General features: G+C 43.2%; 22 protein-coding genes. 13 read left to right on the top strand and 9 right to left on the bottom strand.

Annotated features, from left to right (window positions below; all coding sequences use genetic code 11):
• Nucleotides 1-16 precede the first annotated feature (16 nt).
• Nucleotides 17-1,456, top strand: a complete 1,440-nt coding sequence (locus ACMHKH_RS03485; RefSeq protein WP_413519278.1) for a WS/DGAT/MGAT family O-acyltransferase — start codon at nucleotides 17-19, stop codon at nucleotides 1,454-1,456.
• Between the two features lie 48 nt (nucleotides 1,457-1,504).
• Here ACMHKH_RS03485 and ACMHKH_RS03480 read toward each other — a convergent pair whose 3' ends face one another.
• Together ACMHKH_RS03480 and dxs are read right to left on the bottom strand one after the other, a co-directional pair.
• Complete coding sequence (locus tag ACMHKH_RS03480) at nucleotides 1,505-2,332, bottom strand: inositol monophosphatase family protein (protein WP_413519277.1); 828 nt, start codon at nucleotides 2,330-2,332, stop codon at nucleotides 1,505-1,507.
• A gap of 333 nt (nucleotides 2,333-2,665) precedes the next feature.
• Nucleotides 2,666-4,708 carry a 1-deoxy-D-xylulose-5-phosphate synthase gene (gene dxs / locus ACMHKH_RS03475; RefSeq protein WP_413519276.1) on the bottom strand — a complete coding sequence of 681 codons (2,043 nt, stop codon included), beginning with the start codon at nucleotides 4,706-4,708 and terminating at the stop codon, nucleotides 2,666-2,668.
• A 556-nt stretch (nucleotides 4,709-5,264) separates the two neighbouring features.
• On the opposite strand from dxs, the gene ribA reads away from it, so the two are divergent.
• The 3 genes from ribA to ACMHKH_RS03460 all read left to right on the top strand — a co-directional run bounded on the left by ribA (nucleotide 5,265) and on the right by ACMHKH_RS03460 (nucleotide 7,907).
• The gene (gene ribA, locus ACMHKH_RS03470) at nucleotides 5,265-5,957 is read left to right on the top strand and encodes a GTP cyclohydrolase II (RefSeq protein ID WP_413519275.1); all 693 of its coding nucleotides are present in this window, start codon (nucleotides 5,265-5,267) and stop codon (nucleotides 5,955-5,957) included.
• A gap of 34 nt (nucleotides 5,958-5,991) precedes the next feature.
• Nucleotides 5,992-7,005, top strand: coding sequence for an oxygen-dependent coproporphyrinogen oxidase (hemF, locus tag ACMHKH_RS03465; protein ID WP_413519274.1), 1,014 nt, complete (start codon nucleotides 5,992-5,994; stop codon nucleotides 7,003-7,005).
• A 428-nt stretch (nucleotides 7,006-7,433) separates the two neighbouring features.
• The gene (locus ACMHKH_RS03460; protein ID WP_413519273.1) at nucleotides 7,434-7,907 is read left to right on the top strand and encodes a c-type cytochrome; all 474 of its coding nucleotides are present in this window, start codon (nucleotides 7,434-7,436) and stop codon (nucleotides 7,905-7,907) included.
• Between the two features lie 94 nt (nucleotides 7,908-8,001).
• Here the strand turns inward: ACMHKH_RS03460 and gloA are convergent, their stop codons facing one another.
• Nucleotides 8,002-8,571 (bottom strand): lactoylglutathione lyase, encoded by a 570-nt coding sequence (gene gloA / locus ACMHKH_RS03455; RefSeq protein ID WP_413519272.1) that lies wholly within the window; start codon nucleotides 8,569-8,571, stop codon nucleotides 8,002-8,004.
• An 82-nt stretch (nucleotides 8,572-8,653) separates the two neighbouring features.
• Complete coding sequence (locus tag ACMHKH_RS03450; protein WP_413519271.1) at nucleotides 8,654-9,292, bottom strand: carbonic anhydrase; 639 nt, start codon at nucleotides 9,290-9,292, stop codon at nucleotides 8,654-8,656.
• A gap of 472 nt (nucleotides 9,293-9,764) precedes the next feature.
• Between ACMHKH_RS03450 and potA the strand changes: the two genes are divergently transcribed.
• The 4 genes from potA (at nucleotide 9,765) to ACMHKH_RS03430 (ending at nucleotide 13,736) form a co-directional block, all read left to right on the top strand.
• Nucleotides 9,765-11,051: a spermidine/putrescine ABC transporter ATP-binding protein PotA gene (potA, locus tag ACMHKH_RS03445; RefSeq protein ID WP_413519270.1), complete on the top strand. Its 1,287-nt coding sequence runs from the start codon at nucleotides 9,765-9,767 to the stop codon at nucleotides 11,049-11,051.
• The gene (potB, locus tag ACMHKH_RS03440; RefSeq protein WP_413519269.1) at nucleotides 11,051-11,929 is read left to right on the top strand and encodes a spermidine/putrescine ABC transporter permease PotB; all 879 of its coding nucleotides are present in this window, start codon (nucleotides 11,051-11,053) and stop codon (nucleotides 11,927-11,929) included. Before potA ends, potB begins: the two co-directional genes overlap by 1 nt.
• Nucleotides 11,929-12,759 carry a spermidine/putrescine ABC transporter permease PotC gene (gene potC, locus ACMHKH_RS03435; protein ID WP_413519268.1) on the top strand — a complete coding sequence of 277 codons (831 nt, stop codon included), beginning with the start codon at nucleotides 11,929-11,931 and terminating at the stop codon, nucleotides 12,757-12,759. The genes potB and potC overlap by 1 nt, the downstream gene beginning before the upstream one ends.
• Nucleotides 12,760-12,845: 86 nt before the next feature.
• Entirely contained in the window at nucleotides 12,846-13,736 is an 891-nt protein-coding gene (locus tag ACMHKH_RS03430; RefSeq protein ID WP_413519267.1) for a LysR family transcriptional regulator, read from the top strand.
• Between the two features lie 8 nt (nucleotides 13,737-13,744).
• Here the strand turns inward: ACMHKH_RS03430 and crcB are convergent, their stop codons facing one another.
• The 4 genes from crcB to ACMHKH_RS03410 form a co-directional block, all read right to left on the bottom strand.
• On the bottom strand, nucleotides 13,745-14,116 hold the full coding sequence (gene crcB, locus ACMHKH_RS03425; RefSeq protein WP_413519266.1) for a fluoride efflux transporter CrcB: 372 nt from the start codon (nucleotides 14,114-14,116) through the stop codon (nucleotides 13,745-13,747).
• A 49-nt stretch (nucleotides 14,117-14,165) separates the two neighbouring features.
• Nucleotides 14,166-15,224 carry a tRNA (adenosine(37)-N6)-threonylcarbamoyltransferase complex transferase subunit TsaD gene (gene tsaD / locus ACMHKH_RS03420; RefSeq protein WP_413519265.1) on the bottom strand — a complete coding sequence of 353 codons (1,059 nt, stop codon included), beginning with the start codon at nucleotides 15,222-15,224 and terminating at the stop codon, nucleotides 14,166-14,168.
• A gap of 197 nt (nucleotides 15,225-15,421) precedes the next feature.
• Nucleotides 15,422-15,940 (bottom strand): c-type cytochrome, encoded by a 519-nt coding sequence (locus ACMHKH_RS03415; RefSeq protein ID WP_413519264.1) that lies wholly within the window; start codon nucleotides 15,938-15,940, stop codon nucleotides 15,422-15,424.
• A 66-nt stretch (nucleotides 15,941-16,006) separates the two neighbouring features.
• Nucleotides 16,007-16,390: a hypothetical protein gene (locus tag ACMHKH_RS03410; RefSeq protein WP_413519263.1), complete on the bottom strand. Its 384-nt coding sequence runs from the start codon at nucleotides 16,388-16,390 to the stop codon at nucleotides 16,007-16,009.
• Nucleotides 16,391-16,774: 384 nt separating this feature from the next.
• Between ACMHKH_RS03410 and rpsU the strand changes: the two genes are divergently transcribed.
• A complete protein-coding gene (rpsU, locus tag ACMHKH_RS03405; RefSeq protein ID WP_079690742.1) occupies nucleotides 16,775-16,990 on the top strand; it encodes a 30S ribosomal protein S21 in 216 nt (71 codons plus the stop codon).
• A gap of 192 nt (nucleotides 16,991-17,182) precedes the next feature.
• Nucleotides 17,183-17,632, top strand: a complete 450-nt coding sequence (locus ACMHKH_RS03400) for a GatB/YqeY domain-containing protein (RefSeq protein WP_413519262.1) — start codon at nucleotides 17,183-17,185, stop codon at nucleotides 17,630-17,632.
• A 104-nt stretch (nucleotides 17,633-17,736) separates the two neighbouring features.
• Here the strand turns inward: ACMHKH_RS03400 and ACMHKH_RS03395 are convergent, their stop codons facing one another.
• Nucleotides 17,737-19,428, bottom strand: a complete 1,692-nt coding sequence (locus ACMHKH_RS03395; protein ID WP_413519261.1) for a M48 family metalloprotease — start codon at nucleotides 19,426-19,428, stop codon at nucleotides 17,737-17,739.
• A gap of 379 nt (nucleotides 19,429-19,807) precedes the next feature.
• Here ACMHKH_RS03395 and ACMHKH_RS03390 point away from each other — a divergent pair, with 379 nt between their 5' ends.
• From ACMHKH_RS03390 to ACMHKH_RS03380, 3 genes are all read left to right on the top strand, one after another.
• Complete coding sequence (locus ACMHKH_RS03390; protein ID WP_413519260.1) at nucleotides 19,808-20,275, top strand: sulfurtransferase TusA family protein; 468 nt, start codon at nucleotides 19,808-19,810, stop codon at nucleotides 20,273-20,275.
• A 238-nt stretch (nucleotides 20,276-20,513) separates the two neighbouring features.
• Nucleotides 20,514-21,377 (top strand): RNA polymerase sigma factor RpoH, encoded by an 864-nt coding sequence (gene rpoH, locus ACMHKH_RS03385; RefSeq protein ID WP_413519290.1) that lies wholly within the window; start codon nucleotides 20,514-20,516, stop codon nucleotides 21,375-21,377.
• 69 nt (nucleotides 21,378-21,446) lie between these two features.
• Entirely contained in the window at nucleotides 21,447-21,824 is a 378-nt protein-coding gene (locus ACMHKH_RS03380) for a DUF423 domain-containing protein (protein ID WP_413519259.1), read from the top strand.
• The last annotated feature ends 26 nt before the right edge of the window (nucleotides 21,825-21,850 follow it).

Raw genomic sequence — 21,850 nt, 5'->3', positions numbered from 1 at the left:
CATAAAAGGATTTATTATGCGGCTTCTCACAGCAGTCGACCAGTTGTTCTTACTTCTTGAGTCGCGTAAACAACCGATGCATGTTGGAGGTTTATTTTTATTCGAATTACCAGAAGATGCTGATATCAGTTTTGTTCATGAGCTTGTCAAACAGATGCAAGACTCCGATGTACCGCCCACCTTTCCTTTCAACCAAGTGCTTGAGCATATGGTATTTTGGAAAAAAGACAAGCACTTCGATGTCGAGCATCACTTGCATCATGTTGCCCTACCTAAGCCTGCCCGTGTACGCGAGCTATTGATGTATGTATCAAGAGAGCATGGTCGTCTACTAGACCGCGCTATGCCGCTTTGGGAGTGCCATGTGATTGAAGGCATTCAGCCAGATATTGAAGGCAGTCCAGAGCGCTTTGCTTTGTACTTTAAAATTCATCACTCACTTGTTGATGGCATCGCTGCTATGCGTCTGGTCAAAAAATCTTTGTCACAGTCGCCGAATGAGCCGGTTACTTTGCCTATTTGGTCTTTGATGGCACGATATCGCAATCAAGTTGATGCTATTTTGCCCAAAGAGCGCTCTGCTTTACGCATCTTGAAAGAACAAGTATCTACCATTAAGCCGGTATTCACAGAATTGCTGGATAATTTTAAAAATTATAATGATGACAGCTATGTCAGCACCTTTAATGCGCCGATGAGTATCCTAAACAGACGCATCTCAGCATCGAGGCGCATAGCCGCACAATCTTATGATATCAAGCGCTTTAATGACATTGCTGAACGTATCAATATTAGCAAAAACGATGTGGTACTTGCCGTTTGTGCTGGCGCTATTCGACGTTATCTAATTTCGATGGATGCGCTACCGAGCAAACCGTTGATTGCGTTTGTGCCCATGTCCTTACGTACTGATGATAGCGTAGCGGGCAATCAGCTGTCATTTGTCCTCGCTAATTTGGGTACTCATCTAGATGATCCATTAAGCAGAATCAAGCTCATTCATCGCAGTATGAATAATGGCAAACGCCGCTTCCGCCGTATGAACCAAGCACAAGTTATTAACTACAGTGTGGTTTCTTATGCATGGGAAGGGATTAACTTGGCAACAGGTTTGTTCCCTAAAAAACAAGCCTTTAATCTGATTATCTCAAACGTACCAGGCTCTGAAAAGCCGCTATATTGGAATGGCGCGCGCTTGCAGTCTCTATATCCTGCCTCGATTGTCTTTAATGGACAGGCGATGAATATCACACTGGCAAGCTATTTGGATAAGATTGAGTTTGGCATTACCGCCTGTAGCAAAGCTTTACCACGTATACAAGACATGCTGCTGCTGATAGAAGAAGAGTTGCAGCTGCTCGAAAAGGTCAGTAAAGAGCTTAAATTTAATGGCATCACGGTCGAAGATAAAAGCGACCATAAAGGTAATAGTAAATCAAAAAAGCTGGCTCCGTAACGGAACCAGCTTTTTTTTGTCATAATCAACTATCTAAAGATAGTGCGATTACAGCGCTTCGCCCCATGCTGGTACAACCACTTGCATTAAAGGTTTTAACAGTTTTATATTACAAGCAAAGATAGAACCTGATGTCATCGAGTTGTGCGCGCCGGTATGGTCAACGACCACGCCGCGTGCTTCTGTGACGATAAGCTCGCCTGCAGCGATATCCCAAGGCTTGATCGACATTTCAAAATAGCCATCAAAGCGACCCGCTGCCACATAACATAAATCAAGTGCTGCTGAGCCTAAACGACGAATTTGACCGCCTTCTTCAGTGACTTTTTGTAGACTTTCGAAATGCTCTTTGGCATAAGAGATAATTTCGCCATTGCGTTTACGCTCAAGCGGATGACCTGTGGTGAATAAGCCACCTTCAAGGGTTTTACGCTCGCTGACACTGATACGGCGCTGGTTTAAACGCGCGCCTTTACCGCGGCTAGCAGAGAACATCTCATCACGAACAGGATCATAAACAACACCGTGTTGAGTGACGCCTTTATGCTGTACAGCGATAGACACACAAAATTGCGGTACGCCATGAACGAAGTTTTTGGTGCCATCTAATGGATCAATAATCCAGCACCAGTCAGCATCTTCGCCGCGACCTTCTTGCATACCAAACTCTTCACCCAAATACGAGTGCGTTGGATAGCTGGCTTTTAGCGTCTCAATCGTCAGCTCTTCGCTAAAGCGATCAATACGAGTAACTAGACCATCTAATCCTTTTGACTCGATATCTAGCTCAATTTTGTGACGGTTTTGATGCGCGTACAAAATTTCTTTACCGACTTTTTCAGCAGCACGCGCTGCGATGACGACCATGGGTTCCATAGAATAACCTGCTTGTTTGATGAATGGATATTGCTGGATAAATATTAATTAACAAGCACTTATCACATAAGCGCTTATTATAAAATCAATGAAAAATAAAGCCACGAAGCAAACCACAATACATGGTTGCTATTAGTCGCACCGCTCAAGTTGTCAAATAATTCACACCTACGGCAAGCAGGCGATTTTTTGGCACAAAATACATGCTTTATTTTTTACACGGCTATTTTATCAATTTTTAACGGATTACGCTCATTTATTATTCTGATAATTTAGCAGATAGCTTTTAAGAAGACAGCCTTTAAGAACTTTTAAAACTCTGAGCTAAACTATTTATGATAACAATTGTTGCAGCTGATTAACCACACCTTCTACATCCAAACCACAATCCGCTAACTGCTCTAGCTGAGAGCCATGCGCGACAAAGCGATCAGGAATGCCTATATTAAAGATAGCTGGGCGATAGTTTTTGAAAGCAACCGATTCGTTTAATAAGTATTCATTGACCGCACTACCTGCGCCGCCCATGATCATATGCTCTTCTAACGTCGCGATATGAGTGACACCTTGCTTCACTAAGGTTTCAAGCAAGTTAGTATCTAAAGGCTTCACCCAGCGCATATTAACCACATGCAGCTGACAGCTTGATGCTAAAGGAGATTTTGCAATTATTTCTGCAGCTTGCTGAGCGGTTTCAACCATGGTACCAAACGCCAATAATACTAATTTTTTAGGTGCATTTTCTTCACCGATTACCGACTCTACCACTGCTTCACCAACGTTATAAATTTGCGCTGGTTGCGTAATAGTCGCGCCAGTGCCGACACCGCGCGGATAACGCACTGCGGTGCAGCCTTCGTATTCATAACAAGTATTGAGCAGATGATAGCATTCGCTTTCATCTTTTGGCGCCGCAATCAGCATGTTGGGCACGCAGCGTAAAAAGGCAAAATCAAATACCCCTGCATGAGTAGCGCCATCTTCGCCAACTAAGCCAGCGCGATCAATGGCGAACATCACATCAAGATTTTGCAAAGCAATATCATGAATAAGCTGGTCATAGCCGCGCTGTAAGAACGTCGAATAAATCGCTACAATCGGTTTTACGCCCTGTGTTGCCATACCACCAGCTAGGGTCACGGCATGTTGCTCAGCAATCGCCACATCGAAGAAACGCTCTGGGAATTGACGAGCAAACTCTATCATCCCCGAGCCTTCTTCCATCGCCGGAGTGATAGCGAGCAGTTTATTGTCATCTGCCGCTTTATCACATAAAAACTGTCCAAATACTTGCGAGTACTTTAATAAAGGCTCAGCTGCGACTGTGTCTGGTTTTTCAGTTTCTGGTGCACTATCTTCAGCAGGTAAACTGCTAATAGCGTGATAGCCTACTGGATCTAATTCAGCAGGCGCAAAGCCTTTACCTTTCGTAGTATAAATATGGACTAAAACTGGACCTTTAATCTGTTTGGCAATCGATAAGACACGTAGCAATTCAGGAATATTATGACCATCAAAGGGACCAAAATAGGTAAAACCAATCGCTTTAAATAGATTGTCTTCTAGCTGCGGTACTTCACGATGCTCTGTATGGCGTTTACGACGATCAAAATCCTTCATATCAGGACGTTTACACACCATCGGCTCGCCTGTATCAGAGATATCAACTTGATATCCCGATTCCCAAAGCATAGCTAGATGCCGTGAAAATCCACCAATAGAACAGGATATCGACATATCATTGTCGTTTAGAATCACCATCAAATCAGCGTTTTGTTGCACCGCGTCATTCATAGCTTCAAATGCCATACCGCCTGTCATTGCCCCATCACCGATAATACAAGCAACAGTCTGCGCGCGACCTTGATAGCGTAACGCTAAGCTCATTCCTAAACCAGCTGAGATAGACGTTGATGAATGACCAACTCCAAAGGTATCATAGACAGATTCGGCGCGTTCTGGAAAGGCGGTTAAACCAGTTTTAGAGCGGATAGTGCCAAGCTGATCACGACGACCTGTCAGTACTTTGTGCGCATAAGCTTGATGACCAACATCCCAAACGATTTGATCTTGCGGGGTATCTAGCAAATGATGCAGTACAATAGTCAACTCAACCACGCCTAAATTTGCACCGAAATGACCACCGCTTTGACCGGCTGAATATAACAAAAACAGCCGCAACTCATCTGCTAAAGTAATCAGCTCATTGATGCTAAAAGTATTGAGGTCGGCGGGACTATCTACCCTATCAAGCAATGGCGTTTGTGGACGCTCACGTGGAATCACTGCATACGTTTGTTGCAGGTTTGATAGCGGTACAGCAGAATCAACAGCTGACGCAGATAAAGACTGTGGGAAATGAGGTGACTGCTGCATAAAACGTACGATACCTACCAATCTGCTGACAAGATGCTAGCTTAGACAATGGCTAGCACTAGCACTAATCTAAGTGGCGTTAATAATAGTGATATCATCCTTCATCTCATTGATGATGCAATTGATGACATCGGCTATACAATTAGTGATACAGCTTTTAATGCTGCAAATAACCCAAAATACGCTATTTTATATAACGTCATATGACTATCCTAAAGCTTATCTTAAAAGCACTCTTTAGAATCATCTAAATAGCTATTATGCTTTATTATTTTGCAGCCATATCGGACGTTAATGACGACATAGTAATGTAAGGGCAAAGACTTGTCACTGTATCCGTCAAAATAGTATGGCATAATAGCATTTATTTCTAATTGTCGCTTTAATCATCGTGCGCCGTCTGTGAACTTTGTGTGTTTTTATAGTTGATGGGTTTTTATAATAAATATAATTAGCATAATATTTTATAAACCCACTAGCTTACAATAACTTAGCTTTTATTATAAAGCTATGTCAGACAGTTAGCGCCACGATAATCAGCTTATGCAGGGCATTAATGTCATATCAATTTATTACTAGCGCCAAATTGCCTACTCGTCACGGCGAGTTTGATATTCATATCTTTGAGAACGATGAAGGTCAAGAGCATGTGATGCTGACGGTGGGTCTAGCTGCGGTTGATCAAACGGATATTACCGACAGCCTGCCCTCGCCTGACGCTCTGTTAAACAAAGAAGAGAACACTTTATCAGAACACCCTATTCCTTTAATACGGATTCATTCTGAGTGCTTGACTGGTGACGCTTTTAGCTCTTTAAAATGTGATTGCGGTCCACAGCTAAATACGGCGATGGAGGCGATACAAAAAACGGGCTGCGGTGCAATTCTATATCTACGCCAAGAAGGTCGCGGTATTGGCTTAACCAATAAGATTCGAGCCTATGCTTTGCAAGACCAAGGGCACGATACCTTGGATGCGAACCTTATGTTGGGGCTCCCTGCGGATGCGCGCATTTATGATATGTGCGGACCGATGCTTGCTCATGTCGGCGTAGATGCTGTGCGTCTTATCACCAATAACCCTAATAAAGTCGCTTACTTAACCGAGCATGGTATTGATGTTATTGAGCGCGTGCCTTTGGTCGTCGGCGTGAACGATATGAATGCTGAATATCTAGCGACCAAGCGTGACCGCATGGGGCACTTATTAGACAAAGATTTCAATACCGCCTTACACCTTAATAAATAGCAACCTTAATAAATAGTAAATAATCAGATATTTTATGAATATTCCAAAGATAGATAACGACATCAATATATCGACAACCGATGACGCAGTGACACCAAGTCATCGTGACATCATGCGTGTGCGTGAGTTTTTAGTCGATTTACAAGCCCGTATCTGCCAAGCCTTAGAAGCACAAGAGCGTGACGGCAGTAGCAGCATTAACAATGAGTCAGCAACCTTTGTCCCTGACGATTGGGATCGCCCTGAAGGCGGCGGCGGTCGCTCCTGTGTGTTAGCAGATGGCGAGGTGATTGAAAAAGCCGGCGTTATGTTTAGCCATATTCACGTGCAAAACCTACCTGCTTCAGCAACTGCCCGTCATCCCGATATTGCTGGTCGTAAAGCACAAGCGATGGGCGTCTCTCTTGTTGTGCATCCAAAAAACCCTAACGTTCCAACCAGCCATGCCAATGTGCGTTTGTTTATTGCCGAGGCTGAAGGCAAAGACCCTATTTGGTGGTTTGGCGGCGGTTTTGATTTGACGCCATTTTATCCGGTGCTTGCTGACTGCGTACATTGGCATCAGACTTGCCATGATATCTGCGCGCCTTTTGGCGACAATATCTATCCTGATTTCAAACAGTGGTGCGATGAGTATTTCCATTTGCGTCATCGTGATGAGCAGCGCGGTATCGGCGGCTTATTCTATGATGACGTCAATACTGAAAGTCGCGGCTGGGATTTTGAAACCTGCTTTCAATTTATGCAAGCGGTTGGTAATGGCTACCTTGAAGGTATTCTGCCAATTTTTGAGCAGCGTAAAAATACGCCCTATACTGAAGCACAGCGCGAATTTCAGCTCTATCGCCGCGGGCGCTACGTAGAATATAACCTTGTCTATGACCGCGGCACCCTATTTGGATTACAAAGTAATGGGCGTATTGAGTCCATCTTGGTCAGTATGCCACCGCTTGCTAGCTGGCATTATCGCTTCGAGCCAGCTGAAGGTACAGCTGAGTTTGAATTGACTGACTTTTATCTAAAACCGCGTGATTGGTTGATTCTATAGTCTAAATTGGCATAATAACGGCCAGATATTTCTTAATTTTAATATAAAATATTTGCTCGCGATAAAGGTCAGCTAACCATGCTGACCTTTATCGTTTTAAAAAAATAGCGCTTCAATATAAGCTCTAAGCACTTTTAAGATATGTATTTATAACTTAACGTCTATGATTGCTTAGGATTAATTGATAGCGTAATTTAATCGAATTTACAAAAACTCACGCTATCGACCTATGCTACTTATACTTCTTGCTGTTTAATATAGGATAGTTAGTATTTTAGGCGTCTTACAAAACAGTGTTTAAAATGCGAGTAAAGAAAATATATTAAAAATATTGAACAAATTTATTTTAATAGTAGCGATTTAATCAGGTGACGAGCAGTTTATGCTACGCCACCTTTTTATTAGCCACGTAAAAAGGAGCACGACTCATGACTCAGGTATCGAATCAAAAATCATTAAAAACTATCTTTGCTGTCACTTTGATAGCAGCGACTTTAGGTCTAAGCGCTTGTAGTAAACCGGTTGACCCTGACGTCAAAGCCCGTCAGGACATCATGAAAAACTTCGGTGATGCGATGAAGGTGATGGGCGGCATGGCAAAAGAGCCAGATACCTTTGATGCGGCAGTATTTAAAGAGCAGGCAACATTCTTAGCAGAAGAGTCTAAAAATCCTTGGAGTCATTTTAATAATCCTGAAATGGTTGGTGGCGCTAAAGATGCAGTATGGTCAAATGCTGATGGTTTCAAAGCGGAAGCAGAGAATTTCCAAAAGGTAACGGCTGAGCTAGCGACGGCTGCACAGTCAGCGACCAGCATTGATGATGTGATGCCAGCGTTTAAACCTGTTGGTGACAGCTGTAAATCGTGCCATACCGATTTTCAAGTTAAGAAAGACGACTAAGCACTGTTTCTCTAGCAGCATTAAAAAAGCCACCCAATCAAAAGATTGGGTGGCTTTTTTAATCGCTTAATTTATGAGATAAGTCATGAATGCTTTAAGCCATCAAATCCGCTTGGACAATTTCAATCCAATAACCGTCAACATCTTTAATGAAGACGATATTTTTCATGCTACCTTCATCTGGACGTTTTTTGAATTCGACATTGTTTTTATCGAACCAAGTAACCGCTGCATTTAGGTCAGGGACACTAAAACAGATATGCCCAAAGCCTTGTGGCTCTTGGTTGCCATCATGGTAGCTAAAGTCAGCCTTTGTCTCGGTACCATAATTGTGGGTCAATTCTAAAATACCGCGTTGACGAAAAGCAAAAATCTCTAAATCATCGCCGGATGGCAAGTTTTCACGCTCGCTCTCAGTAAGCTTGGCTAAAAAATATAAATCAAAGCCCATCGCTGGGAACTTTTTGACTGCCAACAAGGTCATACCTAAGACACCAGTGTAAAACGCCAAGGATTTTACAGGGTCTTTGACACGCAGCATCGTATGGTTAAAGGTATAACCTGTCGTTTGTGCTGCGATAGGTTGTACGCCATCAGCTTTTACGCTGCTCTTAGGTTGGGCTAGCGATGATTGGTCATTATTCAAGGTATCAGGATTACTCATAATGCTTCCTATATTGACTTATTTTTTAATCGTTAATATTGATAACGCGCAGACTGTACAAGACAGCCTTTACATCACTCAATTAAGCGTCCAAAAAACGCACCTTTCCAGTCTCTAAATTATACTCCGCGCCAACGATAAGTAACTGACCACTACTGGTCAAATCTTCTAAGGCACGCGAGCCATGCTTTAATTGGCTAACTGACATGCGCACATTGGCACGTATAGAGCGATCAACCAGCTCATCAGCATCGACATCTTGACCGTTAGCGGTTGCAAGCTCATGCAGGTTATAAACGCTTGGACGAATACGATCGACGATGGATTGTAAATTAGGCGAGTAGTTTTGTTCAGGATTGATTAATGCCTCTACGCAAGCGGTGACAGCGCCGCAATGCGAATGTCCCAGTACCACAACTAGTTTAGTACCGAATTTTTCAGCCGCAAATTCGACTGAACCAATTTGCGAGGGCGCAACCACGTTACCTGCCACTCGTATGACAAACAAATCACCCAATCCTTGATCAAACACAATCTCAACTGGGACGCGTGCGTCTGAACAACCCAAAATAATGGCAATAGGATCTTGATCACTGATGAGTTCTGGGCGCTTTTGCATGCAGGGATCAGTGCTTGTCAAACTATCAATGTAACGCACATTGCCTTCTTTGAGCAGTGCCAGTGCTTCTTGACCAGTTTTTGGACGTTTACTGTTAGGCATCATTAATCCTTAATCATTTGAATAATTAACATTTTAAGTCACTCTATAAACATCCTGTCCATAGAGCCTATTTTCCATAGAGCTTAGTTTTGCGTTAGCGCTTAGTTTTGCGTTAGCGCTTAGATTTTTAAGCAGAGTTTGGCGATAGCCTTAGCTCTGCCAATCATCTTGTATTCATCATACATAAACCGATTGTATAGGAATAAAGGCAAAAAAATAGTAAAAATTCTTTAATTCACCTTGCATTAATTACACCATCCAATAGCAAAACCATCCTTAAAAGCCACTTTGGCGCAACGACCTAACCGATAACGAACTCGCACTAATTTATGGCGAAGGTTTGTTATAATAGCCTGCAACTGGCCTCCATTTATATTCATCGCTTTAAAGTAGTGGACCACCCTATTTAGCATATACAGATTCAGACTGACACTGATATTTTGGTATTTATGTCGGTAATTTAGGAACCCTTATGACCGAATCACCTTTAACGCCGCCGACTACTCCTACATCAGTTAACGCTGATAAGGTGTTGCTGCAACTGACAGGTCTAAAAAAGACCTATGATAATACTGAGGTTCTAACAGACATTAATCTTGATATCAAGCATGGTGAGTTTATTACCTTACTCGGTCCTTCAGGTTGTGGTAAAACCACTTTACTGCGACTGATTGCGGGGTTTGAGCAGCCAAATGCAGGGGCGATTTATTTAGACGGCGTACAGATGGCAGGCTTACCAGCAGATAAACGTCCGGTCAATACTGTATTTCAACAATACGCGCTATTCCCGCATATGACCGTTGCCCAAAATGTGGCATATAGTCTTAAGCTGAAAAAAGTGCCTAAAGATGAGATTCAAACGCGGGTGCGTGAGATGCTGTCTATGGTGCAGCTTGAGCACCTTGCCAATCGGCGCCCGCAGGACTTATCCGGTGGGCAACAGCAGCGTGTTGCGATTGCACGCGCGGTTATCAATCGTCCTAAACTATTATTACTTGATGAGCCTTTATCGGCGCTCGATCATAAGCTGCGTTTGCAGATGCAATCTGAGCTTAAACGTCTACAACGTGAGCTTGGCATTACTTTTGTCTTTGTCACACATGATCAAGAAGAAGCATTGTCGATGTCTGATCGCATCGCGGTGATGAAAGACGGAAAATTTCAGCAAATTGGCACACCAATTGAGATATATGAAACTCCTGCCAATTTATTTACGGCCAAATTTATCGGTGAGACCAATTTATTTAAAGCCGAAGTCAAAGGTGTCTATCATCAGCAGCCCGATCGCGATGGTCGCGTGACCAATGGGCGTATCGAGGTTGAAGTCTGCGAAGCACAAGCACAAGACGGACCAACACCGGTGCGCAATCTGCGTCGACCCGATTTTGCCAATGGCATCCAAGTTGGTGATATCGTCAATTTATTACTACGTCCAGAAGACCTACGGATTTATGATCCTACTGACCAAACTCATGGCGGATTATTGGGACGAGTTATCGAAAGTAACTATAAAGGCAGCACTTTAGATTCAATTATCGAGCTGGCCAATGGTCATGTTATCAAAGCATCAGAGTTTTTTGATGAGGATGACCCAAGCTTTGACTATAAGCTTAATGAAGGCGTAAAAGTGTCATGGGTTGATGGTTGGGAATGGGTATTGCCAGAAGAGGATACACTTGATAGCAGCATTGATAATGGGATGAATAATGTTACTAGCAAGTTAGCTGGCGATTTATCTGCCCAAGAGGATATCCACTAATGGCACGTATGGGTATAAGCAATAAGAGCCCTTTTCGTACGGCAACGCTATGGCTGATTTGGGGCTGGCTGCTTATCTTTGCGTTATTACCTAATATACTGGTGATTGCCGTCAGCTTTTTGACCCGTGATAATACCGCTTTTATTAGTCTGCCGCTCAGCATCGACAGCTACGTGCGCATGATTGATCCGCTTTACTTTGATGTCTTTGTGCATTCGTTATGGATGGCGGGGATTACCACGGTTATTTGCTTATTACTCGGTTATCCTTTTGCATGGTTTGTGTCGCGCGTCAGCAAACGTTGGCAGCCACTCTTGATGCTCATGCTGATATTGCCATTTTGGACCAACTCTTTGGTGCGAACATACGCGCTTAAACTATTATTTGCCAATAATGGCTTGATTAATAAACTCTTACTCGCGATAGGCATTATCGATACTCCTATTGATATTTTATATACCCAAGGGGCAGTGATTGCAGGTTTAACCTATTTATTATTTCCATTTATGGTGCTGCCGCTGTATGCAGTCTTTAGCGATTTGCGCGATGATATGCTGCTTGCCTCGCAGGATTTGGGCGCCTCAAAAAAACAAACCTTTTGGCACGTGATACTACCACTGACCACGCCTGGAATCATATCAGGGGTGCTGTTGGTGCTATTGCCAGCAATGGGTATGTTTTACGTTGCCGATATTTTAGGCGGTTCACGCAATTTACTGTTCGGTAATATTATCAAAAATCAGTTTTTGGATGCGCGTGACTGGCCATTTGGGGCCGCAGCTAGCGTATTGTTAACGCTTGCGATGGCGGTATTGTTGCTCGCCTACCGCGCCAGTAGTCGCCGTATTGGCAAGACTGATTTTAATGAGGTGGCCTAATGTCTCATAACGCACTAAGTCGCTCACCGAATCATGCATCGACTAAAAACAAATGCCCTATCAAGCTTGGCAATATTGCTGCTAAAGGCTATTTAGGTCTGATTTATACGATGCTATATCTGCCCATCATTGTCTTGGTGGTCATGTCTTTTAATAAATCAAAAATTGGTTATAACTGGGGCGGCTTTAGTTTAAAGTGGTATGAATCCTTACTTAATAATCAGGCGATGCTTGATGCCTTTTGGCATTCTATTGTATTGGGTTTAGTGGCAGCCACAGTATCAACGATTATCGGCACCCTGACCGCGCTTGCCTTACATCGCTATGATTTTCGCGGTAAGGGTTTATTAAATGGATTACTATTTGTACTGATGATGTCGCCTGAGATTGTATTAGCCATATCGCTACTGGCGCTATTTTTATTAATTGGGCTGCAGTTAGGTTTTGTATCATTATTACTGGCGCATATTACCTTTTGCTTGCCATTTGTAGTCATTACGGTATTTGCAAGATTGAGTAGTTTAGATGAGCGCTTGATGGAAGCAGCGCGTGATTTGGGCGCCAGCGAATCAACGATGATACGCACCGTGCTGATTCCTGTTATCTTCCCAGCAGTGATGGCAGGCTGGCTACTAGCATTTACCTTATCGCTCGATGATGTAGTGGTGTCGACCTTTGTCACCGGTCCTAGCTATGAGATATTGCCGCTACGTATTTATTCTATGGTACGTGTGGGTCTTAAACCTGAGGTCAATGCCATTGGTACGATTTTGCTAGTCGCTTCATTAATTTTGGTGGTCATCTCACAGTTATTGCTGCGTCGACGTTAACTTTGATTTTTTGCTTATTTTAATCATTGAATGAGCCAAATATTGCTTACTTTTTATTCCTTTAACTTCGGTGGTTAGATTATTTTATGTTAGAGCTTCGTCATCTTAATACGCTAACTGCACTACGGGCACATGGCTCATTAGCCGCTGCTGCCGATGAGCTACATGTAACTGCGTCTGCAGTCTCACATCAGTTAAAAGAGCTAGAGAACTATTACGATATCAGTTTGGTAAATCGCCGGACACGTCCATTGACTTTCACACCAGCTGGCAAAACGGTACTGGCACTTGCTGATAGCATTATGCCACAAGTTACTCGTACTAAAGCTAACTTAAAGCGTTTAGCCCACGGTCAAGCAGGTAGGCTGCGCTTAGCGTCAGAATGTCATAGCTGCTTTGATTGGTTGATGCCCATTCTTAATCATTATCGCCGTGAATGGTCAGATGTTGAGCTGGACTTTGCTACAGGTTTTGAGCCTGAGCCGCATCACTTATTGATGGAAGGTGATATTGATCTGTTGATTACAACGAGTAATTTACCGATAGAGGGTATTAGTTATCAGCCATTGTTTGAATATGAGAGTCGTTTGGTGCTGTCGCCTACCCATGATTTAGCAGAGCAGAATATTATTCAACCAAACGATTTGACTGAAGAAACCTTGATTGCCTATCCAGTAGAAGCCAAGCGCCTCGATATCATTGCTAACTTTATGACTCCAGAGCAAGTTAGTTTTAAGCATATTCGTACCACTGAGCTGACCGCGATGCTCATACAACTCGTAGCGAGTGAGCGCGGTGTGGCAGCACTACCCGATTGGGTCGTTGCTGAATATGAGAAAAAAGGTTGGGTGGTGTCGCGCCCATTGGGTAAAGGTGTTTATTGTCAGCTATATGCGGCAACGCGTACATCGAGTCAAGATACCGCTTATATGCAGGGGTTTGCGAGCTTATTAGAAGGTATTGTTAAACCTTTGTAGGCAAATATTTATAAAATACCTCTGAATAAATAAAACCCAAGCGCCGTTGCGGCTAAGGTCAGTCCCACATGCAAACCAACCAATCCCAGACCGGCAAGCATACGTCCTGCATTTATCAAGCTAAATACTTCAACGCTAAAGGTGCTGAAGGTGGTCAATCCACCACAGAATCCAGTGATAATAAACATTTTTACATTGACTGATAGCACGCTGCCGGTACGCTGAAACCATACCACAGCAAGACCTATCAGCAGTCCTCCTAGAATATTGGCACTAAGCGTTCCTATCGGTATCCAACTGTGCAGCGGATTAAAGCGTCCCAGCCACGCCCGCAGACAAGCGCCGATTGCTGCCCCTAAGCCGATGGCAAGCCATTGCATGATGTAATCCTTATTCTCTTAATGAATGCCATACTAATAAGCAAAAAAATTATACTGCTGGCAGCTCTGTCATCGGCCAACGTGGCACGCAAGTGACCGCCAAATCATCGGCCTGACCAGCTTGCAAGCGCTCATAACCTGCATAAGCAATCATCGCGCCATTATCGGTACATAAGGCTGCTGGCGCATAATGAACAGTGGCATTTATTTTCGCTAGCTCACTCTCTAACGTCTCACGCAGATGACTGTTGGCACTGACTCCACCGGCAATCACCAATCGGCTCATATTCACTTGCTTAAGTGCTTTAACGCTTTTCTTGACTAAGGTATCGACCATCGCATGTTGGAAGCTGGCGGCTATATCAGCACGAACTTGCGGATCACTATTAGCACCATTTCCTGAGCCACCTGAGCCATCGGTATCTTTGATAAGGTTATGTACTGCTGTTTTCATACCGCTAAAAGAAAAATCTAAACCGCGATGTAACATTGGTCTCGGTAGACTATAAGCATTTTGATCGCCAGTTTCCGCCAATTTAGCAATATTAGGACCACCTGGATACTCTAAGCCTAGCATCTTCGCCGCTTTATCAAAGCACTCACCTGCTGCATCATCGATAGACTCACCGAGGATTTCATATTGCCCAATACCATGCGCGGCTATCAGTAAGGTATGACCACCCGACACCAGTAGCGACACAAACGGAAACGCCGGTGGATTTGCTCCCATCAGCGGTGCCAGTAAATGCCCTTCCATATGATGAACACCAATCGCTGGAATATCCAAACCATAAGCCAAGCTGCGACCAAACAATGCGCCCGTCATCAGGGCACCAATAAGCCCAGGACCTTTGGTATAAGCGACGGCATCAATCTCATTTTTAGTTATGTTACATTGCTGCAAAAGCTCATTAAATAAAGGCACTAGCTTACGAATATGATCACGGCTGGCAAGCTCAGGCACAACACCGCCATAAAGGGCATGCAACTCTATTTGTGAATACAGCACTTGCCCAAGCAAACCTTTATTGTCGCTATTTATCTGTTCGCTATCAAAAATCGCCAGACCGGTCTCATCACAAGAAGTCTCTAAACCCAATACTTTCATCTATCTGCCTTTATATTTTGCATCAAATCGTTGATTACTGCATATAATTTTGCGCATGATTTACTGCTGTGCTTTATGCTGAAAAAGCGCTTTTAAAATATGCTTTATATCTTTGTGTCGTTATTATAGCGTTAATAAAAAACCGCCACTGTAAATCTACAATGGCGGTCATTTTAGCAAATTTCAATCAATAATACTTAGCTAGCTGCAGCGACCATATAATCCACAGCAGCATGTACTTGTGCTTCACTAACCTCAGCATTCGCCTGCGCTGGCATTTTGTTAAAGCCTTTCGCAGAGTGCATATGTAGCGTATCGATACCTTTGGCAATTCGTGGTGTCCACGCTTCTTTATCACCGAATACTGGCGCAGCTAATAAACCCTTTTCGTGACAAACTTTACACTGTTTTTCATACAATACGGCACCGGCATCAGCAGCCAATACTTCAGGCTCAGCAGCAGCTTCAGTACTTACTTCTTCAGCTTCCACTTCTGGCACCTCAACCGTTTCTGCTTCAACGACAGGCTCAGCTTCAACAGGTACTTCTGGCTCTACAACCACCGTTTCAGGCTCATTTACTGCCGCCGGTTCTTCAGCCGCCTTATTGTCACCGCCGCTACAAGCACTCAGCATTAACAAGGCACTCAGACTTAAGCCTGACAGCGCTAATCTAACAACGGATTTTTTTTGCATTGTATATTGTTTCATAGCCATAGTTATTCCCTCATCTATAGATTATTAGTGACGGCGCACCTTATTGAATATTGCATTTCGGCATGATTAATTGGTTGCAGGTGGCGCGTCAGCAGCAGCGGCATCCGTCGCTGGCTGGTCAGCTGTCGCTACCGCTGTATCAGTACTATCGGCGCTCGCTGTTGCTGTCGCATCAGCAGTTGTTGGTTCTGCTGTCGCTACGCCTGCTTCAGTAGCAGCGGCATCTGTTGTCGCATCCACAGCTGGCATAGGCGCAGTTGCCGGAAAGTCCATATCCTCTGCTGCCGGTGCGTTTTTACGCGCAAGCGCTGCGGCATCATCGACACGATCAACGGCTAAGACATGATCTGATTCTGCACTCTCTTTTTCACTGCTACACGCACTGATACCAAAGCCAAGAGTAACGATAAATGCTGTGCTTAGCGCCGTATTTAGTACTGATTTTCTCATTACAACATCCTTAATAAAGTGCACATAAAACGATTGGTATTTTGCAAATTATCATAGCATAAACTCTGCCTAAACCGTTATAGACAGTAGGGTTTTTATTTATACCAATGCTATGCAGTAAAACATATGTTTATTTACCTTTAAAAATTCGTGTGTCTTAACAGTGCTATTATAAATAATATCGTACAACTTAATGATATTTATGGATTAATGCGCAAAAGCCTTTGACTTTACTGCTGTTTTTTATTATGATAGGCGCCCTTGTGCTACTGTGCAAGATTATCCTAGTTTGAGCTGATGCCAGTAATCTTGAGATATTATGGCTAAATACTAATATACAGCCAAACTAATGCCCTTATATCTCATCCTAATCGAGGAGTCTTCATGCCTGCAGTTAAGGTTAAAGAAAACGAACCAGTTGATATCGCTATCCGTCGTTTCAAACGTGCTTGTGAAAAAGCTGGCGTATTGTCAGATGTACGTAAGCGTGAATTTTATGAAAAACCAACGCAAGTACGCAAGCGCAAAGCAGCTGCTGCCGTAAAGCGTTATAAAAAGAAATTACAACGCGAAACTATTCGTACCACTCGTATGTACTAATCGATAAGTCGATTAGCTAAGTACCAGCGCTACACTAACGCCACTGTTATCCAATGATATCAGTGGCGTTTTTTATGCTACAATTTTTAGTATTAATGTTATTACTTAGCTTAAAGCTTTGTATTGTATGGCTTGTAAGCACTAGCAGGTTTTCACATAAACTTTTATCTATATTTATAAGGAATAATAACAATGAGTCAACTTAAACAGACGTTAACCGATACCATCATCGTCTCTATGAAAGCACGTGAAATTGAACGAGTCAAAGTCCTACGTAACGTACAAGCGGTTATCAAACAAATCGAGATTGACCGTCAAACAGTACTTAACGATGCTGAAGTACTGGAGATTTTACAAAAACAACTCAAGCAGCGCCATGAATCCTTGACTATTTTTACCGAAAACGGTCGCGATGATTTGGCAAACAAAGAGCAGTTTGAGATTGATATTATCAATGAGTATATGCCAAAACAGATGGATGATGCTGAATTAGCAGCTTTAGTCAACGCAGAAATTGCCGAACAAGGCGCGACCTCAATGCGTGATATGGGCAGTGTAATGGGTATATTGAAAACGAAAACTGCGGGTCGTGCTGACCCTGCCTTAATCTCAAAACTGGTTAAAGACGCTCTGCAAGGCTAATAGCTGTCTAATAAAATAGAGGTTGGTTTATGCCCTTATTGATATATTAACAAGCCGCTATCTATAAATAGTGATTACCTACACTACAACAATCAAATAACCGCCTAAGGTTTAAAATCTTTGGCGGTTTTTACGGCTTTGATTTCGGCATTAATATTAGCAAGAAGTGGACGAGCGCTACTAGCTTGAGCGGTATTTTGCAGTTTTTCGGTCAGCTGTTTAGCTTGCGTCAAAGAAGTCAGCGCGCGCTCATAACTTCCGCTCCAAAGTTGGTCATGACTGCGATAGCGCAGCGCATTAATAGTAGCGATACTTTTTAGCGCTGCGGAATCCGTGGTTTTTGCCATTTTCTCGTTTGCTAACTGCAAACTTTGCCATGCATAACGATCGCTTGGCTGCTGTTCAGTTAATGGCTTAAGCAATGCTTGCGCTTTGGTTGGCTGATTGCTGTTGGTCAAGGCTTCCGCCAAATAAAGTCGCAAGTCACGGCGCTCAGGGTAAAGCCGCTGCTGGCTCTCTAATATTTCAGCAGCCTGTTGCCATTTATTCTGTTCCGTTAAAATCTGGCTCTGAGTAATGGATAATAATGGCTCTAGTACTTGACGCTTTGCTGTCGGTAAGGCGGACAGCTCGACGAATAAATCATCTGCTTCTTTAAAGCGCTGCTGCTCGCCATACCAATACATCAGTGCCAGCTTTGCACCGACGCTATTTTTTGCCGCCGTCATTAATACGGTCTCAGAAGCATGATTACCGGTACTTTGCACACGCCAATATAACAAATCAAACAAAGCTTGATGACGCTGCTGCTGATTCAATGGTAGTGCATTATAACGTTGAGCGCGGCTTTGAGATTCACTTAAGCGCTCATTACTCAAAGGGTGTGAGCGGATAAAGCTTGGCAAAAATTGATTAGCAGTTTGGTTCATCTGGCTTTTTTGGTTCATGGTCGCAAAGAAGCGCGGCATCGCGCGTGGGTCGTAGCCAGCTTGATTCATAATTTGCATACCGACCCGATCCGCTTCACGCTCATTATTACGACTAAATGCCATGGTGCTATTCATCGTAGCAGTTTGGCTGCCCATCATCACTGCCGCCGCCGCATCACCATCGATGGTCGATGCCGCAATCGCAGCAAGCATGCCACCTATTTGCATCAACAAGGCTTTTTTACGCTCATCGGCACCACTCTCATAATGACGCTGACTGATGTGCGCGACTTCATGAGCCACAACGCTTGCCAGCTCATCCATACTGTTTGCTGCCAATATGGTTCCGGTATTGAGACCAATCACGCCACCTGGTGCCGCAAATGCATTGATACTTGGGTTATCAATAATGACCAGACCAAGCGGTGCTTGCTGACGCGCTTGAGCATTTAGCCGCCAAGTTAGCTCTTTGACAGTTTCTTGAATCCAAGGGTCATGCTCCATCTTTACGCGACCATTTATGTTTCTTAATGACCATTCACCAAGGAGTTTGTTTTGATACTGCTCATCAAAGCTTAGTCCTTGCCCGCGCAAACTTGGTAAATTTAACTCTTCTGTATCATTCTTCTGCCATGAGTCATAACTCAATGACGCAGCTTGGCTCTTACTATAAGACGCACTTGTACATGCCAACAATAGGGCTGATAACGTTAATTTTAGCGCAAGTAGTGGCGATAAATGATGGCTTATCTGCTTGGCTACTAAGCCTATCTTTACGCTTGAATCATGGAACAGCGCACACTCTGTCCGTGCATTTAGGCATGATTTTTTAAGCAGTAAGTGTCTTTTAAAATGATCCAAGTGCATACCCTATATCCCTAATCATGACGTCTTCCGACTATACGAGCTTGTCTATTGAAGGTCAATCGCCATATACCTGTCGCTACTAATGACTATGTAGGGCGTCACTATTGCGCAACATGATTATGCAAACTTACTGGATAAATCTAATCTGAAAATATAGAGATAAATGCTATTCAGTTATTCTGATTGATTAAACGCGATGATGATTATATTCAACTGCAATTGAATAGTGGCAGTTTGCTATAATGATTCCCTATAACACTGTCGGCGTCGCAACATAGTCGCTACGTTATATTGAAATAGTAATATCCATAAATATTATAATTCTAAGCATTAGACTGCAACACTAGGTTTAATGATAGATACGTTAAAGGTTTATTTTATGTCTGCTGCTAGCCCAACTATTATAGTACGCGCTTCTCATCCACTGTGTTTATCAGCAACTTTGTCTGAGAGCCAGCAGCATTCAATAGTACAGCTGTTAGATTTATTACCGGCAGATGTTATTGATTCAGACGACAAAACAGACTTAAGTAAACCAGCACTTATTATCAAAAATATGGTTGATGGTCGCGGAATTTCTTGCCCGATGCCGCTATTAAAAACCAAAGTAGCATTACGCAATGTGAATATTGGCGAATCTTTATATGTAGTGGCAACTGATCCAAACTCGCAAGCTGACATCATGGCGTTTTGTCAGCAAAGCTTGCAAACAGATAGCGCTAATCCATTAGCGCTGACCATAAATCAAGCAACTGTATCAGATAATAAGGCAGCAAGTGATAACCACTCTAAATATTCTGTTGATACAATATATCACTTCATCATTACCAAAACTGATAGCAACTAAGCGGCGCTATCCTTTACAATTACAACTATAAAGATTTTTATCTGACTGTTTGCTTAACTATTTAATCAAGGTCAAGAATATGGCTAATACTACTAACGCTGCAAATACCCGTAAAAAAGACAGCGCTGCTCCTGAAGTAAATGAAGCACGCGATGCGGCATTAAAAGCGGCGGCTGAACGTCCGCCTTACGATGCCAGTGCGTTTGAAGATACTAGTACGCGCGACTTGGTACCGGCTATGCCAACGCATCTGTCTGCACCAGGGGTAAACTTGGGCGCTTATATTAATACCGTGCATCAAATTCCAATCTTGACCCCAGTCCAAGAGCAAGAGCTTGCCCATCGCTATTATGATGAAGGTGATGTGGAAGCGGCGCGTCTGCTAGTTATGTCGCATCTGCGTTTTGTTATTCATATTGCCCGCAGCTATTCAGGTTATGGACTACCTCAAGCGGATTTGATTCAAGAAGGCAATTTAGGGCTGATGAAAGCAGTCAAACGTTTTGATCCAAATAAAGGTGTGCGTCTAGTATCGTTTGCCGTACATTGGATTAAAGCTGAGATTCATGAGTTTGTGATCCGTAATTGGCGAATTGTGAAAGTTGCGACTACTAAGGCGCATCGTAAGCTATTCTTTAACTTACGTAGTCTTAAGAAGACCAATAACCAGTTGACCCTTGAAGAAGCTGACGCGATTGCCAATGACTTAAATGTCACTCGTAAGCAAGTGCTTGAGATGGAGTCGCGCCTCACATCTTACGACGCCTCTTTTGAAGCGCAGTCGAGCGATGATGATGACGGACGTTATGCACCGCAGCTGTTTTTGGAAGATGGTATTGACCCTGCTGAGATTGTCGAAGAATCTGACTGGGAAGAGAATAACTCATCAGCATTAATTGCGGCGATGGATACCTTAGACGATCGCTCGCGCGATATCGTCGAGCAGCGCTGGTTGTCTGAGCAAAAATCTACTTTGCATGAATTGGCAGCGGTTTACTCTATCTCTGCTGAGCGCGTACGCCAAATCGAAAAAAATGCCATGGATAAAATTCGTGAAGCTATGACGATTGATAGCGTAATTTTGCCTGATGATATTCAATAAGCGGTCTATTAATCATACGGCTGTCTTTATCTAGTTAGGCTGCAGTTCACTCCACAATACGAGTACAACATGTTCAATTGGATAAGTATCGCGGCGATTAATATGGCAATCGCCGTTGCTTTGGGTGCGTTTGGCGCGCATGGTCTTAAAGCCATGGTGAGTACGCAGCAGCTCGAATGGTGGCAAACAGCAACTCTATATTGGTTTGTGCATTCACTTGGGTTGCTGCTTGTTGGCGTTCTTATTCGATTAAACATTGCAACTCAAACTGCAGCTTGGCTATTACAAATCGGCGTGATTATCTTCGCGGGTAGTTTATATGCTATGACGCTTGGTGCGCCACGGTGGTTTGGCGCGATTACACCGATTGGCGGATTACTTATGATTATTGGTTGGCTATGGCTTGCTGTCTCTGCAGCAAGCCATAGTAAACAACTGACTATCTAATATTAGTCATAAATAAGTCTAGCTGT

This window comes from Psychrobacter glacincola (assembly GCF_965118485.1).
GTDB lineage: Bacteria > Pseudomonadota > Gammaproteobacteria > Pseudomonadales > Moraxellaceae > Psychrobacter > Psychrobacter glacincola_D.
Note: the sequence above shows the minus strand (reverse complement) of the source record. Positions and strands in the feature narration are given on the sequence as shown.

Bases quoted from the DNA above. Each gene is read 5' to 3' on its own strand.
- ACMHKH_RS03485 (WP_413519278.1), top strand. From the start codon at position 17: ATGCGGCTTCTCACAGCAGTCGACCAGTTGTTCTTACTTCTTGAGTCG.
- gloA (WP_413519272.1), bottom strand. From the start codon at position 8,571: ATGAGTAATCCTGATACCTTGAATAATGACCAATCATCGCTAGCCCAA.
- crcB (WP_413519266.1), bottom strand. From the start codon at position 14,116: ATGCAATGGCTTGCCATCGGCTTAGGGGCAGCAATCGGCGCTTGTCTG.
- potB (WP_413519269.1), top strand. From the start codon at position 11,051: ATGGCACGTATGGGTATAAGCAATAAGAGCCCTTTTCGTACGGCAACG.
- tsaD (WP_413519265.1), bottom strand. From the start codon at position 15,224: ATGAAAGTATTGGGTTTAGAGACTTCTTGTGATGAGACCGGTCTGGCG.
- rpoH (WP_413519290.1), top strand. From the start codon at position 20,514: ATGCCAACGCATCTGTCTGCACCAGGGGTAAACTTGGGCGCTTATATT.
- ACMHKH_RS03430 (WP_413519267.1), top strand. From the start codon at position 12,846: ATGTTAGAGCTTCGTCATCTTAATACGCTAACTGCACTACGGGCACAT.
- potC (WP_413519268.1), top strand. From the start codon at position 11,929: ATGTCTCATAACGCACTAAGTCGCTCACCGAATCATGCATCGACTAAA.
- dxs (WP_413519276.1), bottom strand. From the start codon at position 4,708: ATGCAGCAGTCACCTCATTTCCCACAGTCTTTATCTGCGTCAGCTGTT.
- hemF (WP_413519274.1), top strand. From the start codon at position 5,992: ATGAATATTCCAAAGATAGATAACGACATCAATATATCGACAACCGAT.
- ACMHKH_RS03390 (WP_413519260.1), top strand. From the start codon at position 19,808: ATGTCTGCTGCTAGCCCAACTATTATAGTACGCGCTTCTCATCCACTG.
- ACMHKH_RS03415 (WP_413519264.1), bottom strand. From the start codon at position 15,940: ATGGCTATGAAACAATATACAATGCAAAAAAAATCCGTTGTTAGATTA.
- ACMHKH_RS03480 (WP_413519277.1), bottom strand. From the start codon at position 2,332: ATGGAACCCATGGTCGTCATCGCAGCGCGTGCTGCTGAAAAAGTCGGT.
- ACMHKH_RS03460 (WP_413519273.1), top strand. From the start codon at position 7,434: ATGACTCAGGTATCGAATCAAAAATCATTAAAAACTATCTTTGCTGTC.
- ACMHKH_RS03395 (WP_413519261.1), bottom strand. From the start codon at position 19,428: ATGCACTTGGATCATTTTAAAAGACACTTACTGCTTAAAAAATCATGC.
- ACMHKH_RS03410 (WP_413519263.1), bottom strand. From the start codon at position 16,390: ATGAGAAAATCAGTACTAAATACGGCGCTAAGCACAGCATTTATCGTT.
- rpsU (WP_079690742.1), top strand. From the start codon at position 16,775: ATGCCTGCAGTTAAGGTTAAAGAAAACGAACCAGTTGATATCGCTATC.
- ACMHKH_RS03400 (WP_413519262.1), top strand. From the start codon at position 17,183: ATGAGTCAACTTAAACAGACGTTAACCGATACCATCATCGTCTCTATG.
- ribA (WP_413519275.1), top strand. From the start codon at position 5,265: ATGTCATATCAATTTATTACTAGCGCCAAATTGCCTACTCGTCACGGC.
- ACMHKH_RS03450 (WP_413519271.1), bottom strand. From the start codon at position 9,292: ATGCCTAACAGTAAACGTCCAAAAACTGGTCAAGAAGCACTGGCACTG.
- potA (WP_413519270.1), top strand. From the start codon at position 9,765: ATGACCGAATCACCTTTAACGCCGCCGACTACTCCTACATCAGTTAAC.
- ACMHKH_RS03380 (WP_413519259.1), top strand. From the start codon at position 21,447: ATGTTCAATTGGATAAGTATCGCGGCGATTAATATGGCAATCGCCGTT.